General features: G+C 62.3%; 1 protein-coding gene (only partly in view). It reads right to left on the bottom strand.

Annotation, left to right across the window (positions count from 1 at the left end):
* Nucleotides 1-21,681, bottom strand: the 5' portion of a protein-coding gene (locus tag KTR60_RS09185; protein WP_228402050.1) for a non-ribosomal peptide synthase/polyketide synthase. 6,900 nt of this gene lie to the left of the window's left edge; the window shows 21,681 of its 28,581 coding nt (coding positions 1-21,681); the start codon lies at nt 21,679-21,681; the stop codon falls past the left edge of the window.

Here is a 21,681-nt window from a genome sequence, read left to right as displayed (position 1 = left end):
ATCGATCACCATGCCGTCCAAGAACTCTGCTTGCGCTGCAAGACCGTCACGGTCGACCGGGTAGGACTCGAAGATCACCAGAGTGTCGAAGAGTCCGCCGACGCCCGCGGCGCTCTGCACGTCGGTCAGGCCGAGGTAATGGTGATCGAGCAATCCCGCCTGTTCGATCTGAACCCGGGAGAGCAATGCCTCGACGGACTCGGCCAGATCCAGTTGGACACGCACGGGCAGCGTGTTGATGAACAGACCCACCATCTTCTCGACGCTGTCGAGTTGTGGCGGACGGCCGGAGACCGTGGCACCGAAGACGATGTCCTGGCGACCGGTCATGCGTCCCAGCAGAATTGCCCAGGCAGCCTGGACGATCGTGTTGGCGGTAACGCCGGTCCTCGATGCCAAACCGGTCAGTGTCGCGGTCACCGATTCGCTGAGCGAGATCTGCAACTTCTGCGACAGCGCACTGAATTCCTGACCAACGACGTTGGGAGCCAACAACGTCGGCTCTTCGACGCCGCCCAGCGCTTTCGCCCAGGCATCCATGGACACACTGCGATCCTGCTGGACCAGCCACGCGAGGTAGTTCCGGTAGCTCAGTGCCCGCGTCTGAGCGGGAATGTTCCCACGCATCGCGTAGTGGCCGAGGAGCGTCTGGAGCAGCAGCGGCATGGACCAGCCGTCGAGGATGATGTGGTGGTTTGCCACAACAAGGCGGTATTCGCTCGCCGCGATCTTGATCAGCGTGAACTTGATCAACGGCGGGTTCGACATGTCGAAGTGCGTGGCCTGGTCCTCGGCAAGAATCCGATCCAACTCTCGGCGTCGTTCTTCGCTGTCGGCGATTGTGGTGAGATCCAGTTCGCGCCACGGCACGTCGATGTCACCGAGAACTACCTGGACCGGTGTACCCGTTCCATCGACCACAAATGCGGTGCGCAGGTTCGGATGACGATCGATGATGGCCTGTGCTGCGGCGTGGAGGCGATCCGCGTCGACGCGGCCGGACAGCGAGAGAACCATCTGCACGGAGTACAGGTCGACGGTCGACTCGGCCATCACAGCGTGGAACAGCAGACCCGACTGCAGCGGAGCCAGCGGCCAGACGTCCTGCACCGCCGGGAAACGCTGCTCGAACCCGTCGAGATCCTGCTGGGTCAGCGTTACCAGCGGCACGTCCGACGGCGTGAGTCCGCCTGCGCCGACGGCCTGTGCGTGCTGCGCCAGCGCTGTGAGTGCTCCGACCCACAGGTCGGCCAGGGCTTGCACCTCGGTGGCGCTCAGCAATCCGTTCGGGAAGGCAAACGATGCTTCGAGCACCGCGCCGTCAGGGCCGTCGTTGACGATGGCATTGATGTCGACAACCTTGTTGGCCGGCATGTCCGGGTCTTCCGGCGCAGCGACTTCGGAGAAGTCGCGTGCCGGAATCCATCCGAGGCCTTGCGCTGCAGCCGGAATATCCTCCGCCACAATGCGGCCCAGGTAGTTGAAGCTGACCTGCCCGCTGCTCAGCTTCGACAGCTCGGTGCGGGTGTCGTCGTTGACGTACCGCAGCAGTCCGTAGCCGACACCCTTGTCGGGAGCGGCGAGCAACTGCTCCTTGACTGCCTTGATCGCCGCTCCCGCAGCAACTCCGGCGTCGAAGGCGTCGTCGATGTCGATACCGGCAAGGTCGAGGGCGACGGGGAAGGCCGCCGTGAACCAGCCGACGGTGCGCGAAAGATCGGCACCCGGGACGACGCCCTCTTCGCGGCCGTGGCCCTCGAGCTGGAGCAGTGCCGCTTCGGTGTCGATGCCCCGGTCACGCCGCCAGCGCACCAGTGCCAGAGCAAGTCCGGCCAGCAAACCGTCGTTGGCTCCGCCGCGGAACATCTCGGGCAGGGTGGTCAGCAGCGTCTCGGTGACGTCTGTGGGCACCTCCACGCGCACACGCTCGACTGTTGCCGCAACGTCGACGGAGGGGTCGAACGCACGCGAACCGAGAATGGGGTCCGGAGTCGACAGCGTCTTACGCCACCGTGGCAGTTCTGCCAGTCGCTTGTCGGATCGTGATTCCGCAGCCAGCGAGTGCGCCCAGGTACGCATGGACGTGCCCGTCGGTTCGAGCACGGGCACACTTCCGCCACTGCGCTGGGCCCACGCGGAAATCAAGTCCGGCACGATAATTCGCCAGGAGACGCCGTCGACGATCAGGTGATGCGCAGCCACGATCAATCGGCCGGTACGCGTGTCACCGAAGTCGATCCACACGAACTGAGCCATGACACCAGCGGCCGGATCCAACCGGCCGAGAGCGTCGTCGAGAGCGCCCGACGCGATGGCCGTCAGCTCTGTATCCGCAATCGCGGGATCCACCTGCACCCGGCGCACCGAACCATCCACGTCGACGGTTCCGGGCGCGGACACAGCCATGCCCGGACCACGCTGATCATCGACCAGACGCGAACGGAACATGTCGTGGTGATCGATGACCGCAGTCAACGTTTCGACAACACCGGTCCGGTCGATTCCCAGCGGCAATTCCAACGTCAACAGCTGGTTGAAACGCTGGTAGCTGCCAGGCCGTTCGAACATGAAGCGCTTGATCGGAGTGAGCGGCATCCAACCGATGCCGCCGCCTTCGATCTCGGCGAGAACAGTGATCGCGTCGGCGTCGGAGCCGAAGACGGCGACCTCGGCCAACTCTGCCACCGTCTTGTTCTCGAACACGTCCTTGGGCGTGAAGAGAACACCTCGGGCCTTGGCGCGGGACACCAACTGGATCGACATGATCGAGTCTCCGCCCTGAGCGAAGAACGAATCGTCGGTACCGATCTGATCGAGGCCGAGAACGTCGGCAAAGACCTCGCTGAGGATGCGTTCCATCTCGGTGGTGGGAGCGCGGAACTCCTTGACCTCGAATACCGGCTCCGGCAAAGCCTTTCGGTCCAGCTTGCCGGCCGGGGTCAGCGGCATGTCGGTCAGAACCATGATCGACGCAGGCACCATGTGCGCCGGCAGAGTGCGTGAGACGAACTCACTCAGATCCGCCGAGCTGACAGCAGATTCCTTGCCGACAAACACGTACGACACCAGCGCCGGAGCACCGGACGTCAGCGTGGTGCCCATCGTCGCGGCGAACTCGACGTCCGAGTGTGCCGTAAGGGCGGCGTCGATCTCACCGAGTTCAATGCGGAAGCCACGGATCTTCACCTGGAAGTCGTTGCGGCCCACATACTCAACCTGATATTGGTCAGTCCAACGCACAACATCACCGGTGCGGTACATGCGCTCACCGGGCAGGCCATGCGGGTTGGCAACAAAGCGATCCGCGCTCAATCCCGGGCGGCGATGGTAACCGCGAGTGACCTGAGGACCCGACAGGTACAGCTCACCCGCCACACCGACGGGGACGGGCTGCAGACGCGTGTCGAGAACAAACGCGGCCATGTCGCCGATGGTTTCGCCGATGGTCATCCGGTCGCCCGGCATCAGCGGCACACTGACGTTGGTGACGATAGTGGTCTCGGTGGGACCGTAGACATTGAGGAACGTACGTCGACGGTTCGGCTGATCCGCCCACTTGGCCATCAACTCCGGCGAGTACGCCTCGCCGCCGACACCAACCACCTCGAGGTCGTTCAGGCCCGACGGATCCATGGAAGCCAACGCCGCCGGCGTGATGAAGGCGTGTGTGACGCGTTCGGACTTGAACAGCGCGGTCAACTCGTCGCCGCCGAAGATCGACGTCGGGACGATCACCATGGCAGCGCCTGTCGCGACAGCCAGGAACAGTTCGAGCATCGACGCGTCGAAACTCGGCGACGCGAAGTGCAGCGTGCGGGAGTTCGGCGTCACCAGGTAGTGCTGTGCCTGCGTTGCACTGAAGCTCGCGAGGCCCGCACCGGTAGCAACAACACCCTTGGGCAAGCCCGTTGTGCCTGATGTGTAGATCACCCAGGCGGGATGCGCCGGAAGGACGGGGCGAACACGTTCATCTTCACGAATCGGTGAACTATCCTGCGCTGCCATCAGTTCCGCGCAAGCATCACTGTCGATCGCGAGCCACTCCACGGTGTCGGTAAGCCCTGCGAGTTCAGCTTCGAGAGTCAGACCGACCGAGACGGCCGAGTCGGAGACCATATGCGCGATGCGGTCAGCCGGGTAGTGCGGATCGATGGGAACAACCGCGGCGCCCGTCTTGGATACCGCCCACACCAGCAGGACCGATTCGATAGAACGCGGAATCGACACTGCGACCAGGTCTTCGGCGCCCAGACCGCGAGCGATCAGGACGCGGGCGAGGCGCGACGACCACTCGTCGACCTCGGCGTAGGTCATCGACCGATCCTGGTAGCGGAGAGCTTCGTTGGAGGGATACTGCAACGCGGTCTCGGCCAGGATGTCGGCCAACGGCTTCGGCTCGATGCCCGAGGACGCTCGGCGACCGGTCAATTCGATGCGCTCAGGCGCTTGGAGGATGTTGATGTCGCCGACAGCCTGCGTCGCATCCACGGCGACGGCTTCGAGAATTCGAGTCAACCTCTCGGCGAAGGAGACAACTGTCCCCTCGTCGAAGAGATCCGTCGCATACGTGAAGGTCGCAGTCATTCCGTGACCATCGGCAGCTTCCACCAGAGTCAACTGAAGGTCGAACTTCGCTACGGTTTCCGCGATAGCGAATTCAGTGATATCGAGTCCCGGCAGCGTCAGGTTATTCTGCCCCAGGTTCTGGAATGCCAAGGCAACCTGGAACAACGGGTTGTGCGCTTGCGAACGCCCCGGATCGAGAACCTCGACCAGCCGCTCGAACGGCACGTCTGCGTGAGCGAAAGCCGCGAGATCACTCTCACGCGCCGACGTAAGCAGATCGAGGAAACGCATCCCCGGATCCACCTCGGTACGAAGCACGAGGGTGTTGACGAACATGCCGATCAGATCGTCGAGCTGCGCTTCACCGCGACCGGCCACCGGGGTACCGACTGCGATGTCGGTGGTGCCGGACAACCGGGCAAGAAGTGTTGCCAACGCCGAGTGCATCACCATGAACAGCGATGCCTGGTGCTCGCGACCCACAGCAGCCAGTCCGCGGTGAACATCCGCGGAAATCGGGAAGCTGTAGGTGGCTCCCCGTCCGGTGAACACGGCTGGACGCGCGCGGTCACTGGGCAAGGTGATCTGGTCTGGAACTCCGTCGAGAGCCTTAGCCCAGTAGCCGATCTGCTCTGCGAGTACGGATTCCGTGTCACTCTCGGAACCGAGAACACCACGCTGCCACAACGCGTAGTCGGCGTACTGCACCGGCAACGGCGCCCACGTCGGGGTCTGCCCCTGTGAGCGGGCGTAGTACGCGGTCATCACGTCGCGGATCAACGGGCCCATCGAGAAACCGTCGGTGGAGATGTGGTGAATCACTATCGCCAGTACAAACGAGTCCTCGGCAAGCTGGAAGAGCTTGGCCCGCAACGGAACCTCAGCCGTAACGTCAAAACCTGATGAGACGAACTCCGTCACCGCCGCGACGATGTCGGATGCCTCGAGCGGCACGGGAGCCAGATTCACCGGAACTCCCGCCGCCGGCAGTATCCGCTGGTAGCCGATACCGTCCACCTCGGGGTAGACCGTGCGCAGGACCTCGTGACGCTTCACTACGTCCATGACAGCGTCGTACAACGCCGCCTCATCCAACTCTCCGGTAAGCGTGATCGCCATCGGAATGTTGTTGGCTGCCGACTCGCGATCCAATTGGTTGAGGAACCACATGCGTTGCTGCGCAAACGACAACGGCACCTGCGCCGGACGATCCTGCGCAGTCAACGCCGCACGCGAACCACCACCGACATGAGAACCGAGGCGAGCGGCCAGGCCTTCGACGGTCGACGCCTCGAACAACTCCCGCACCGACACCGCAGCATCAAGAGCCTGACCCAACCGCGACGTCACCTGCGTCGCGATCAGCGAATTACCACCGAGCGCAAAGAAATCGTCATCCAAACCGACACGCTCGGCACCCAGAACATCCGCAAACGTCTGCGCCACAACCTCTTCCACCACCGACGTCGGAGCCCGGAACACCGCAACCTGCAACGACGGAGCCGGCAACGCCCGACGATCCAACTTCCCGTTCACCGTCAACGGAATCGCATCCAACACCACAAACGCCGACGGCACCATGTACTCCGGCAACAACGAACCCACACTGGTGCGGACATCCTCGACCGAAACGCTCACACCCGCAGCCGGAACCACATACGCCACCAACCGCTGATCACCCGGAGAATCCTCACGAACAACCACCGCCGTCTGCGCCACCGACACATCCGCCAACACCGCAGACTCGATCTCACCGATCTCGATCCGGAAACCACGGATCTTCACCTGATCATCCGCGCGACCCAGATACTCCAAATCACCAGCGCTGTTCCACGAAGCGACGTCACCCGTGCGGTACAACACCTCACCAGCAGCAAAAGGACTCGCCACAAACCGCGTCGACGTCAACCCCGACTGACCCAGATAACCCCGAGCCAACTGCACACCCGAGACATACATCTCACCCGCGACACCAACAGGCACCGGAGCCAAACGCGTATCGAGCACGAACACCTGCAGACCCGAAATAGCCTGACCCACAACACTCGCCGACGCATCCGCCGCCATCGCAGCATCCAGCACGCGATGGCTGACATGCACCGTCGTCTCCGTGATGCCGTACATGTTCACCAACGTCGGCGCACTGTCACCGCGGCGGCCGTACCAGTCCGACAAGCGTCGAAGCTCGAGCGCCTCGCCACCGAAAACAACCCACCGCAACAACAACTCAGCGGCCTGACCGGATTCCGACGCCAACCGATCAGCCTCGGCCAACTGATAGAACGCCGACGGCGTCTGATTGAGCACGGTCACCCGCTCAGCAGCAAGCAACTCCAGGAACTGCTCCGGCGACCGCGACGTCACATAGTCCACAACCACCAACGTGCCGCCGTACAACAGCGAACCCCACAACTCCCACACCGAGAAGTCGAACGCATAACTGTGGAACATCGTCCACACATCGGATTCGTCGAACCCGTACACACTCTCAGTATTCGCAAACAACTTCGCCACCGTCGTGTGCGGAACCTGCACACCCTTCGGGCGACCCGTCGAACCCGACGTGTAAATCACATACGCAACATTCGACGACCGCAACGGCGCAACACGATCCGCATCCGAAACCACCGAACCATCGAACTCCGACAAATCCACCGCGTCGATATCAACCACAGGCAAACCAGCGGGCAACACCAACTCACGCCCGGACCACGAAATCGCAGCCACCGGAGCAGCATCAGCCAACATGAACTCGACACGATCAGCCGGATACGACGGATCCACCGGCAGATACCCCGCACCGGACTTCACCACCGCCAACAACGCCACCACAAGATCCGCCGACCGCGGCAACGCCACCGCCACCAACGACTCCGGACCACAACCCTGAGCAATCAACCTGCGCGCCAACCGATTCGACTGAACCGACAACTCCGCATACGTCAACGAATCGTCACCGAACCGCACTGCGGTCCGATCACCAAACCGCGCAGCAGCATCATCGAACCACGCCGACAACGTCGAATCCACACCACTGTCGACACCCGTGTCGCTCCATGACAGAACGCGATCCAACTCACCGGCGGTCAGAACATCCACGTCGCCAACGGCAGCGGCCGGATTCGCGACAACGCCACGGAGGACGGACACGAACCGATCAGCGAACTCGGCCGCTGTCGACGCGTCGAACAGATCCGTCGCGTAGGTCAGGGTGCCGGACATACCGGCGTCAGCGGCGTCTTCAAGAGTGAATTGCAGATCGAACTTGGCCAGTGCTGCGTCGAATTCCACAGCAGCGGCGGTGAGTCCGGGCAGTTCGAGAGCACTCTGTCCAAGGTTCTGGAAGGTCAATGCCACCTGGAACAACGGATGACGAGCCTGCGAACGAACCGGATCGAGCGTTTCAACGATCCGCTCGAACGGAACGTCAGCGTGGGTAAACGCCTGCAGATCCACTTCACGCGCAGAAGCCAACAGCTCCGCGAACGACATCGACGGATCAACCTCAGTACGCAGCACCAAAGTGTTGACGAACATACCGATCAGGTCGTCGAGCTGCGCTTCACCGCGACCGGCGACAGGAGCGCCGATTGCGATGTCGGTTGTCGCGGACAACCGTGCCAGTAGCACGGCCAGCGCAGAGTGGACGACCATGAACGGGGTTGCGCCCGCCGCCTGACCTGTTGCTTCCACATCGGCCCACAGTTGCGGGTCGATGGTGAAGGTGTGGTTCGCTCCTTGTCCCGTTGCGATCTCGGGGCGGGTGCGATCACTGGGAAGGTCCAGCTGCTCGGGCAGGTCGGCCAGGGCATCTGACCAGTAGTTGATCTGCTGCGCGATGACGGACGTCGGCTCGTCCTCGGAGCCGAGGACCTCGCGCTGCCACAACGCGTAGTCGGCGTACTGCACCGGCAGCGGAGCCCACGTCGGGGTCTGCCCCTGTGAGCGCGCGTAGTACGCGGTCATCACATCGCGGGTCAACGGGCCCATCGAGAAACCGTCGGTGGAGATGTGATGCACCACGAAGGACAACACGAAGTCATCATCGGCGACCTGGAACAGCTTGGCGCGCAACGGAACCTCGACGGTGACATCGAATCCCTCCGCGAAGAAGGCATAGAGCTCTGCCTGAAGGTTGCTCTCGGCAGTGCGCACTGTATCGAATTCGATCGAGGCATCCTCCGGCGAGAGAATCTGCTGGTAGCCAACGCCGTCGATCTCCGGGTACAGCGTGCGCAGAACCTCATGTCGTGCAATGACATCGGTAATCGCCGCACGAAGAGCATCCACTTTCAGCTCGCCGGTGAGACGAACTGCAACAGGAATGTTGTTGACGGCCGACTCTGTATCGAAGCGGTTGAGGAACCACATGCGCTGCTGAGCAAGCGACAGCGGCACCTGCGCCGGACGCACCTGCGCGGTCAATGCTCGTTCTCCGTCGCCGCCGACGTGTCCGTCGATGCGCGCAGCGAGTTCTTCCACAGTCGACGCGTCGAACAGCATCCGGACCGGAATCTTGGTTTCGAGCGCTTGCCCCAGACGAGACATCACCCGTGTCGCGATCAGCGAGTTACCTCCGAGCGCGAAGAAATCGTCATCCAAACCGACACGCTCAATGCCCAGAACATCCGCAAATGTCTGCGCCACGACCTCTTCCACCACCGACGTCGGAGCCCGGAAAGCTACGACCTCGAAAACCGGTTCAGGTAGGGCACGGCGATCAACCTTGCCGTTCGCATTGAGAGGCATTGCGTCGAGCACGATGAAAAGCGCCGGGACCATGTAATCAGGCAGACGATCACTCAGGTGCACGCGAAGTGCATTGGGATGGATAACTCCGGCATCCGGCGCCACGTACGCGACCAGTTGATCCCGATGCACTGTCACGAGGGCAGACGCCACCGTGTCCACAGATACCAGTGCCGACTCGATTTCACCGAGTTCAATACGGAGGCCGCGGACCTTGACCTGGAAGTCGGTGCGCCCCAGGTATTCCAATTCTCCCGTACGGTTCCGGCGGACCAGATCACCTGTCCGGTACAGACGAGATCCACTATCGCTGAACGGATTGGCGACAAATCGTCCCGCAGTCAGGTCGAATCGAGCGCCGTAGCCGCGGCCTACGCCGACACCACCGACGTACAACTCGCCGACGACACCTACTGGTACGATCTGCAACCGCGAATCCAGCACGAAAAGATCGATATTAGGAATCGGCGATCCGATCGGCACACCCATGATGTCATCGACGGAGGCGTCACGCCGCGACACCACGTCCGACGCCTCCGTCGGGCCGTAACTGTTCACGATTCGAACACCCGAGTTCATCAGTGCGGCAAGGCGCCTCACCTGAATCGGCTCGCCTCCAAGATAGACGACCTGAAGGCGCGACAACGCACCGTCGGAATCCGCATCCACCAACGCTTCAAACGCGCTCGGAGACATGTTCGCCACCTGCACATGCGAACTCGCCACTACACCGAGTATCTCCGACGGATCGAACCCGGCTGGGGCCACAATCACAGTTCCGCCGCTCGACAGCGGACTCCACACATTCTTCTGGGTCAGGTCGAAACTCGGAGATGACGCCACCAGGACACTAGCGGCCGGCGGAATCTCGGATCGATACCACGCGACGGTGTTGGCGATACCTGCCATCGCGACGATTGTCGGCTTCGGACGACCGGTGGAGCCGGATGTCGAGATCACATAGGCGGAACGAGAATCCGCGCCGTGCCCGACCCAGCGATCAACCCACTCAGGGGTGCCCGTCGTCTCCACCACGTCTTGTATGCGAATTACCGGCACGGTCAGAGAAACGTCGTCGACAGCGATTACGCACCGCGCGTCAATATCGGACAGAACCGCCTCAATGCGCTGCGTCGGCAATGTAGGATCCATCGGCAGATAGGCCGCCCCGGCCTTCCATACCGCTACCAATGCGACGATCCACTGCCATGAACGTGGAATTATCACTCCCACGACATCGTCCGTACCTACGCCCGCTGCAACCAACTCCGCTGCCAATACGGACGAACGAACATCCAGATCTGCGTACGACAACGTGACGTTGCCGGCAACGACGGCCGATCGCTCCGGGAACTCGACCACTGTCTGCGCGAACAAGCCGAGAATCGAGACGTCAGCTGACGGTACGTGCTGTCCGCGCGACCACCCCAGAATCTGCGACGACTCCTCTTCGTCGAGGATCTCCACTGCACCCACCGGCGAAAGAGAATCAGTTGTCACGCTCGCCAGGACACGGCACAACCCGTCCGCAAACGAGGCCACTGTCGACTCGTCGAAAAGGTCTGTTGCGTAAGTAAACTGAGCTGCTAGTCCAGAAGGAACGCCGGACTGGTCGACGGCTTGAGTGAGCGTCAACTGGAGGTCGAACTTAGCCACCGGGAGATCGGAATCCAACGGCGAGACCGTCAGATCACCGAGGACAAGCTCGGTGCCCGAGAGGTTCTGGAACGACAACATGACCTGGAACAGCGGATGGCGAGCCTGCGACCGTACCGGTTCGAGAACCTCGACCAACCGTTCGAAGGGCACGTCTGCATGTGCAAAAGCCTCGAGATCGCGCTCGCGCACCGCCGACAGAAATTCGGCAAACGAACCGGCCGGATCGATCTCGGTACGGAGCACCAACGTGTTGACGAACATACCGACAAGGTCGTCGAGTTGTGCCTGCCCGCGCCCTGCGACGGGAGTTCCGATCGCGATGTCGGTCGTACCCGACAAGCGCGCCAGTGTCACGGCAAGCGCCGCGTGCACAGTCATGAACAGTGACGCATTGTGCGTGCGTCCCAAGGCTTCGAGGCGCTCCTGCATTTGTGCGTCCACGATGAAGTCGTAGTTGGCGCCTCGTCCGGACGCCCGCTGCGGGCGAGTGCGGTCGTTGGGTAGATCGAGCTGCCCCGGCAATTCTGCCAGCGCTTCACGCCAGTATCCGATTTGGCGGGAGATCACCGACTGTTCGTCGCTCTCGGAACCGAGGACATCGCGCTGCCACAGCGTGTAGTCCACGTATTGGACTGGCAGCGGTGCCCACGACGGAACGCCACCACGAGTGCGAGCCTCGTAGGCAAGCATGAGGTCACGTGTCAGGGGTGCCATCGAGAAGCCGTCAGTGGAGATGTGGTGCACAACAAATGCCAACACGTACTCGCCGTCGGACAGCTGGAAGAGCCGCACGCGCAACGGAACTTCCGTTGTAACGTCGAACCCGACGGTCACCAGCACAGCGATTTCGGCTTCGATTGCCGCTTCGGTGATTACAATCGGAGTCAGTCCCGACCACATCTCGGACACGGATAGGACGAGCTGGTAACCGATCCCGTCCGTTTCCGGATACACGGTCCGAAGCACCTCGTGGCGCTCGACGACATCGCGCACTGCGGCGTCGAGCGCGGTGACATCCAGATTCCCTGAGATACGAAGCACGGCCGGAATATTGTTGACTGCGGACTCGGGTTCGAACCTGTTCAGGAACCACATGCGCTGCTGCGCCAACGAAAGTGGGATCCGAGCGGGCCGGGACTGCGGGACCAGTGGGGCCGTGGCACCCGAACCGGCGTGCAGCTCGAGCCGGATGGCGAGTGACTGCACGGTCGACGCTTCGAAGAGCGCACGAACCGGAACGCTTGTGTCAAGCGCCTCCCCCAGTCGTGCGGCGACACGGGTCGCGATCAGCGAGTTGCCTCCGAGCTCGAAGAAGTCGTCGTCGCGGCCAACCTGTGCGACTCCGAGAACTTCGGAGAACACCTGCGCGACAGTCTCTTCGACGGTCGTGATCGGCGCCTGGTACACCTTGGACTCGAACACGGGCGAGGGCAGAGCCTTGATGTCCGTCTTGCCCGCGGTGGTCAACGGAATCGAATCGAGTACCAGTACCGAGTCGGGGACCATGTAGCCGGTCAGGAACGTCGACACCGACTCGATGACCTGTGCGGGATCCACCTCGGCGCCGGCCTGCGGCACGACGTATGCAACGAGACGATCTCCGAAGTGATCGTCGGAACGAACGAGAGCAACAGCTTGCGCAACGCCCGCGCAACGGGTCAGCGCGGCCTCGATCTCGCCGAGTTCGATACGGAACCCACGGATCTTGACCTGGAAGTCACTGCGGCCCACGTACTCCACTGCGCCACCGTCGATCCACCGGACCACGTCACCCGTGCGGTACAACCGCTCTCCCGGCGCCCCGAACGGGTCTGCGACAAAACGACCCGCTGTCAATGCCGGCTGTCCCAGGTATCCACGAGCGACCTGAACACCCGACACGTACAACTCACCTGCGACACCAACCGGAACGGGCTGCAAGCGGCCGTCCAAGATCCGCGCGGCCATTCCCCGAATCGGGCCGCCGATGTTCATACGATCAAACGCGGTCAGCGTATCGCTGATGTTCGAGGCGACTGTCGACTCCGTCGGACCGTACGCATTGAAGAATCCACGCACACCGCCATCCGGAAGCGGCACCGCCCACTTGGCAACGAGAGACCGCGAACTGGCTTCGCCACCGACGACAACCACCCGCAACGCGTCGAGCCCGCTCGGATCCACTGATGCCAGCGCAGCGGGCGTCACGAACGCATGCGTCACGCCCTCCGAGCGCAAGATCTCGGCCAATTCCGCGCCGCCGTACACCGTCGTCGGCGCAATCACCATCGTCGATGCTGCTCCGAATGCCATCAGCAACTCGAGAACAGAAGCATCGAAACTCGGCGAGGCGAAATGCAGCGTCCGAGCATCCGCGGTCAGCGCATAGCGCTCGACCTGCTCGGCGCAGAAGTTCGCCACACCCGCATTGGTGACCACAACGCCCTTGGGCAGACCCGTGGTGCCCGAGGTGTAAATGACGTAAGCAGGCTGCCGCTCGTCGATCGCACTGCGTCGATCCGAATCACTTACCGGCGCGCAAGATTCTGCCGCGCACGCCGACACTGTCCTCTCGTCGTCGAGAACAACCCACGTCAACGCCGACGGCAATCCTGCCTCGACGTCACTGAGCGCAAGACCCAGCACCGCACCGGAATCGGAGATCATGTGGGCGATACGGTCAACCGGATACGTCGGGTCGACGGGCACGAATGCAGCACCCGTTTTCACCACCGCCCACAGAGCGAGAACTGAATCGGCCGAACGCGGAATCGCGATCGCGACCCGATCCTCCGGCCCGACGCCCTTCGCAATCAGAACACGAGCGAGTCGCGACGACCGCTCGTCGAGTTCGCGGTAGCTGATCGACTGACCGTCGAAGCGAATCGCATCCGCCGACGGATCCAAAGCGGCCGCCGCTGTGAGGATCTCGACCAGGGTTCCCGAGACCGACTGACCTCCATGAACATCGGCCAGCACACCCCGCTCGGCCGCATCGAGAATATCGATGTCACCGACGACAATCGAAGGAACCGACACGACAGTCTCGAGGATACGAACCAGACGCCGAGCAAACCCCTCGACCGTCGAAACGTCGAACAGATCTGCAGCAAACGTGAATTCGGCCGAGAGCCCTTGCTGGATCCCGTCTTCGCCGATCGACTCTGTCACTGCGAGTTCGAGGTCGAACTTGGCAGTGGTCGTGTCGATTTCGGCGGCCTTGATCGCCAGTCCCGGCAGTTCCAATGCCGTTTGCGCGAGATTCTGCAAGGACAGCACAACCTGGAAGAGCGGATGTCTGGCCTGCGACCGGGCGGGAGCCAAGACGTCCACCAACCGCTCGAAGGGCACGTCCGAGTGAGCGAACGCTCCGAGCGCGGAATCACTCGCCGCAGCCAGCAGATCTGTGAAAGCCTGGGCCTGGTCGACCTCGGTGCGCAGAACAAGCGTGTTGACGAACATGCCGACGAGATCGTCGAGCGCCTCGTCCCCGCGACCGGCAACGGGAGTGCCCACGGCGATGTCCGAGGTCCCGCTCAGTCGGGCCATCAGAACGGCAAGCGCCGAGTGCAACGCCATGAAGAGCGTCGCGTTGTTCTCCCGTGCCAGCGCGTCCAATCGACGGTGCACATCCCCGGAGATCTCGAACGCGAATCGCTCGCCGCGCATCGACGCCACATCAGGCCGAGACCGGTCCGACGGAAGCTCGATCACGTCCGGTAGGTCTGCCAGAGTCTCGGTCCAGTACGAGATCTGCTGCGAGATCAGTGATTCCGAGTCGTATTCCGAGCCCAGAACCTCACGCTGCCACAACGAATAGTCGGCGTACTGCACAGTCAACGGCTGCCACGCCGGCGCGATCCCGTCCTTGCGTGCCGAGTAGGCAATCATGACATCGCGAGCCAGGGGCGCCATCGACCAACCGTCAGCGGCGATGTGATGAACCACGATCGCAAGGGTGTGCTCGGTGTCGCTGACCGTCAACAGGCGGACACGGATCGGCACGTCGACGGTGACGTCGATCGCTGAGGATCCGATTGCAGCGACTCGACTTTCGAGCTCGTCCTGATCCGAAACCGACTCCACGGTCAGCCCGCCGAACGCCTCCGAGAGCGACAGAATCGACTGCTTCGGTCCGGAAGCCCCGTCCGGATATACCGTTCGGAGCACCTCATGCCGGGCCAGTACGTCCTCCAGCGCCATTTCCATCGCGGCAGTATCGAGATGACCAGTCAGGTGCAGAGCAAAAGTGATGTTGTAAGCAGCTGAGTCGGTGTCGAAGCGGTTCAGGAACCACATGCGCTGCTGCGCCAGCGACAACGGAATTTCCGCGGGACGCACCTGTGCGACGAGCGCCTTCTGCCCGCCGCTACCTACGTGCGACTCGATGTGTGCGGCGAGCGCCTCGACGGTGGAAACGTCGAATAGCGTTCGCACCGGCACCGTAGTGTCGAGCGCCCGCCCCAATCGGGAGGTGACCTGAGTAGCCACCAGGGAGTTGCCACCGAGTTCAAAGAAGTCGTCGTCGAGGCCGACTCGTTCCACTCCGAGAACATCCGCAATCACCTGCGCGACAATCTCTTCCACCGGCGTGGTGGGTGCACGAAACTCGCGGACCTCGAAAACAGGCTCCGGCAAAGCCCGGCGATCCAATTTGCCCACCGGGGTCAACGGAACCTCAGCGAGTTCCATGATGACGGACGGAACCATGTAGCTCGGCAGAGCCTCCGCCACGAACGAGGCGAGCACGTCCCGATCGAAACTCGACCCGTCAGCCAGTTCGACGTAGGAAACGAGGGTTGTGACACCCGCCGCGCCTTCGCTTCCGACCGTCACCGCGAAGCGCACAGACTCGTGCGAGGACAGAACTGCGTCGATCTCACCGAGTTCGATACGGAATCCGCGAACCTTGACCTGGAAGTCACTGCGGCCGACGTATTCGAGAACCCCCGCGTCACCGCGCGCGTCTCCGCCGGTCCAGCGCACGACATCGCCGGTCCGGTACATTCGCTCGCCATCCGGCGAATACGGGTTGGCGACAAACCGTTCCGCAGAAAGGCCTCGCCGCTCATGGTAGCCGCGAGCCAATGCAGCGCCCGCAAAGTAGAGCTCTCCCCTGGTACCGACTGGAACAGGATGCAGACGCTCGTCGAGTACCAGTGCCGACATGCCCTCGACGGGACGCCCGATGTCGATCGATCGGCCGATCGCGAGATCGCCGAACGACGAGATGATAGTGGTCTCGGTCGGACCATACCCATTGAAGTAGGCGCGCCCTGGGGCCCATTTCGCCAGCAACTCGGGAGTGGTCACGTCACCGCCGACGGAGACGACTCGCAATTCAGGCAGCTCTGCCGGCTCCATGGTCCCGAGTACTGCGGGAGTGATGATCGCGTGTGTGACCTTCTCGGAATGAAGAAGATCCGACAACTCGTGTCCACCGATAATTGTCGACGGAACGATCACCAAAGTTGCACCCGCGGAGAAGGCGACCATCCATTCGAGTACCGACGGGTCGAAGCTCGGTGAACAGATATGGAGGAAGCGCGAGGACTGTTCTACCCCGTAGCGACGCTGTGCTGCGTCTCTGACGCCACGGAGTCCACCGTGAGTGACGCTGACACCCTTCGGTTTTCCCGTGGAACCGGATGTGTAAATGACATATGCAACGTGAGAACTGTGAATCGGAGCGATTCGGTCCTCGTCCGTGACCGGCGCTGAAGATTGCGCCGACAGTTCTCCGTTCAGCGCCTGGCCGTCAAGGACCAACCATTCTGTGACCGCAGGAAGCTGATCTACGAACTGTCCCGACGTGAGTCCGATCGCGGCCGAAGAATCGGCCAGCATGTGCCGGACACGGTCTTCCGGATAACTCGGGTCGACTGGGACGTATGCCGCCCCTGACTTCGCCACCGCCCATACTGCACAGACCATCTCGTACGAGCGAGGAAAGGCGAGAGCAACAATGGTCTCGGGGCCGGCGCCACGTCCGATCAGAACCCGTGCGAGCTTCGACGACTGCTCATCGAGCTCTCGATAGGTGATCGATCGACCCTCGAAGCGCACAGCAACCGAATCCGCCTCAGCCGTGCCGGACAGGAAGATGTCGACGAGACTCTGCCGGGGCATCGTGTCATCCGCGGCTACGACCGTCAGATCGGTGCGCTCGGAGCGTGAGAGCAGGTCGATATCGCCGACGATCGTTTCAGGTCGGGTAGCCACGGCATCGAGGATGCGCACGAACCGAGTAGCGAAAGTGTTCACCGTGGCCGGATCGAACAGGTCCGTGGCATAGGTGAAGGTGGCGCTCAAGACGTCCGAGTCTTCGCTGCCTTCAGGATTCTCGGACACCATGAGCTCGAGATCGAATTTGGCGACCGGTACTTCCAATTCAGCTGCAACTGCTTTGACACCTGAGAATTCCAGTTCGCGTCGTCCACTGATCTCCGCAGTGAGCGCAACCTGGAACAGCGGGTGACGAGCCTGCGAACGCGCCGGACTCAGGACTTCGACCAACCGCTCGAACGGCACATCGGCATGCCCGTAGGCAGACAAGCCCGATTCCCTTACCCGAGCGAGCAACTCTTCGAATCGTTCGTTCGGATCGACCTCGGTGCGAAGCACCAGGGTGTTCACGAACATGCCGATCACGTCGTTGAGCGCTTGATCGCCTCGCCCGCCGATCGGGGCACCGATCGCGATGTCGGAGGTACCACTGAGCCGGCTCAACAGCGTTGCATATGCCGCCTGCAACACCATGAACAGCGAGACGCTCCTCGAGCGCGCCAACTCGTTCAACTTGCGCGTCGTGCGTTCGCTGATCTGAAAATGGTGCTTGGCGCCGTGATTGGACGCGATGGCAGGACGAGGTCGGTCGGTCGGCAGATCCAACTGATCCGGCAGATCGGCAAGTGCCCGGCGCCAGAAGTTTATCTGGCGAGACGACTCCGAGCGCGGGTCTTCGTCGGATCCCAGTGCTTCGCGCTGCCACAGGGCGTAGTCGGCGTACTGAATTGGCAGCGGCGTCCACGCCGGCGCAGACTTCTCACTTCGCGCCGAGTAGGCGACGAGAAGGTCACGTGCGAGCGGACGGAACGACAGTCCGTCTGCAGCGATGTGATGGAGAACCATCACCAGGACGTAGTCCGTCGGAGACACCTCGAAGAGGGCAACCCGTACCGGGATTTCGAGCGTCACGTCGAAGCCGCGAGACGCCACGTCGAACAGCGCCGCGTCGAGATGCGAATTCCGAATCTTGACCGGATTCAACTCCACCGCGGCCCGGTCGACCGGCAGAACCAGCTGTTGCGCGGTTCCGTCGACATCAGGGTAGATCGTCCGCAAGGACTCGTGTCGCTCGAGAAGATCCATCACCGCGGCATGCAGGGCGGACGGGTCCACCGAACCGGTGAGCCGGACCGTGAACGGAAGATTGTAGGCGGGCGTCGACGGATCGAGACGGTTGATGAACCACATGCGCTGCTGCGCAAGCGAGAGCGGGACGACCTCGGGACGAGGCTTGGCGATCAGCGGGGTGAGCTGCCTGGCGTTGCCCGCCACCGACTCGGCGCGGGCCGCCAGGGTGGCGACCGTGGTGGATTCGAAGAGCTCTCGAACGCCGAGTTGCACTCCCAATGCCGAACCCACTCGCGTCACTAATTGTGTTGCAACCAGAGAGTTTCCACCGAGCTCGAAGAAGTCGTCATCGATACCGACGCGCTCGACACCGAGAACGTCGGCAAACACGTCCGCCACGATGCGTTCGATTTCGGTGCGGGGCTCGCGGTACTGCTTCGCACTCGCGAACACCGGCTCGGGCAACCCGGCACGATCCAATTTGCCACTCGTGTTGAGCGGCAACGCATCGAGCACCATCAACGCGGCCGGAACCATGTACGACGGGAGGCTTCGGCCGGCGAACTCACTGAGCACCGCAGCATCGATGTTTCGGCCTGGACCCGGCACGACGTAGCCGACCAATTGATCACCGGTCGGGGTGACGGTCACCAAAACGACAGCCTGCGAAACGTCGGGGTGCGCCAGAAGGACGGTCTCGATCTCGCCGAGTTCGATGCGCTGCCCGCGGAACTTCACCTGGAAGTCTGTACGCCCGATGTAGTCGAGATTTCCGTCCTCACGGCGACGAACGAGGTCGCCGGTGCGGTACATACGCTCACCGGCCGTGCCGTACGGATTGGCTACGAACCGATCCGAGCTCAGGTCCGGTCGACCAACGTATCCGCGCGCGAGTTGAACGCCGGCGAGATAGAGCTCACCTGGCTGTCCGATGGGCGTCGGGCGAAGTTGCCCGTCTAGCACATGTGCCTGAGTGTTCCACTGCGGCATACCGATCGGCACGGAAGTGGTGTCCGAGACAACGGCCTCGTAGTACGTGACCGATACCGCGGCTTCGGTCGGACCGTACAGGTTGTGCAGTCCGGCTCCACAGAGTTCGCGGAAGGCGGAAGACGTCTCGGGCGGGAGCGCCTCGCCGATGACAAACACGTGGCGCAACGAATCACAAGATCCGGCAGGTGCATTCGCAGTGAACAGCGTGAGCATGGATGGCACGAAGTCGGTGATCGTGACGCCGAGCTCCGCGATCTTGTTCGCCACGTAGATCGGGTCTCGATGACCGTCCGGAGTCGCGACGACGAGCGTGGCGCCGACCTGCAACGGCATGAAAAATCCCCACAGCGACACGTCGAATGTCGTAGCGGTCTTCTGCAGGTAAATGTCCGACGCCGAAAGCCCGTACTCGGCGTTCATCCACTGAAGCTGATTGTTGATCGCCGCGTGAGTGACCGCGACACCCTTGGGTCGACCGGTCGAACCCGAGGTGTAGATCACGTACGCAGTGTTCGAGAAATGCAAGGGAGACAGGCGATCTGCGTTGACGATCGGTCTGCTGTCGAGCTGCCCATAGTCCAGTGTGTCGATCTCGATGACCCGTGTGCCCGAGGGCAGATCCACGTCGTCCCGCGCAGTGGTCACAACACACGTGGGCTGCGCCGACTCGAGAATGTAGGCGGTGCGGTCGGCTGGGTGGTCGGGATCCACCGGTACCCAGGCTCCGCCGGCCTTGGCAATCGCGTACAGACCGACCATCAAGTCCAAAGACCTGCGGATCGACAGTCCTACAAGCGATTCGGGCCCAACACCCATGGCGATGAGTTGACGAGCCAAACCATTTGCGCGAGAGTCGAATTCGGCGTACGTGAGGCTGGCGCCTTCGAAAACGACAGCGGTGGCATCGGGAGTTCTCTCGACCTGACGCTCGAATGCTTCGGTGATGGTCTGCGAGGCAACGTGGAAGCCGGTGCGGTTCCACAAGGCAACCTTGTTTCGCTCCTCGTCGGTTGCGACAGGAAGATCCCAGACCTTGCGGCTCGTTTCGGCCGAGACGAACTTCTCGAGAAACTCCACGAACCGCGAGTGATTTCGCTGGGCGTCCGCGGGCGCATACAGATTGGGATTCGACTCGAAGTCGATGTGTGTGCGGGTATCGCCGACGCTCTGATACAGGTTGACACCGAGGTCTTCGATCAAACCCGTGGACAAGATGTGAAGTTCGCCGACGAGGGGCCCGAACGCCAACTCGGTGGAAAACATCATGATGTTGATCCAGGGGCCGAAGAATCCGCCCCGGCCCGGCCCGTCCCCGCCGCGAACCATGTCCTCGTGTCGGTATCGCTGGTGGCGCAGTGCGCCGGACATTTCGTTCCTGACATCGTCCAGAAGCTCCTGGACGGTGGTGTCCGCGGTGACGGTAAGGCGCAGCGGCACGACGTTGGAGACCATGCCTCCGGATCGACGCAGCACGGCTGTTGTTCGACCGGAAACGGGCAGACTCAGCGACACGTCCTCTCGTCCGGTCATCTGAGCGAGGTACGCCGCAAACGCCGCGACGACAGTGCCGGCAACAGTGGTCTTCTCGATGCGCTCGAGGAACCGCCCGAGCAGAGCCTCGACGTGGTTGGACAGCGCTGCACTGTCGATCCGACTGACTGGAGCCGGCGCGGCACTTCGACCCGCGAGGCTCGAGATCTCGTCGAGATTCTCGATCTTGTCTGCCCAGTACTTGCGATCGGTTTCGAAACGACTCGACTGGCGGTACTTGTTGTCCACCTCGTAGACGTTCCGGAGATCGGAGGCCTCACTCGGCTCCGGATCCCGGCCCTCCACGCGCGCCGAGTACAGCTCCGCCACACGAGTGACGAACGTCGACGCACCGAAACCGTCGAGAATTGTGTGGTGGACCCGTGTGTACCAGTAGTAGCGATTCTCGCCGAGCCGCAGGATCGTGGCAGAGATCAAGCGGTCCGTGAGCATGTCGATCGGCCGGCTGCGATCTGCTCGCATCCACCGCATGGCAGCGTCGTGCGAGTCGTCTTCACTACGAAGGTCGACGTAACCGACCGAATCATCGAGTGCGGGGTCGATGATCTGGTAAGGCTGGGCGTCGATCTCGAAGATCCGGACGAAGGCCGACCCGATTTCGCGACCGGCGTCTGCGCAGGCCTGCCGAAGGGCGTCAAGTTCCAGAGCACCACGGAGTTCGACGTACTGAGCGATGTTGACCGGAACGGCGGGATCGAGGTGTTGCGCGAACCACATACCGAGCTGGGCCGCGGAAAGCGGGAATGCGTCGGATCGCTGAACGTCTTCCGGCGAGCTGCCGACCTCCGGCTTGCCGCTCCCCAGTTCTCCGTTACCCAGCGAATTCAC

Source organism: Rhodococcus sp. C1, from assembly GCF_020809065.1.
Lineage (GTDB): Bacteria > Actinomycetota > Actinomycetes > Mycobacteriales > Mycobacteriaceae > Rhodococcus_F > Rhodococcus_F qingshengii.
Note: the sequence above shows the minus strand (reverse complement) of the source record. Positions and strands in the feature narration are given on the sequence as shown.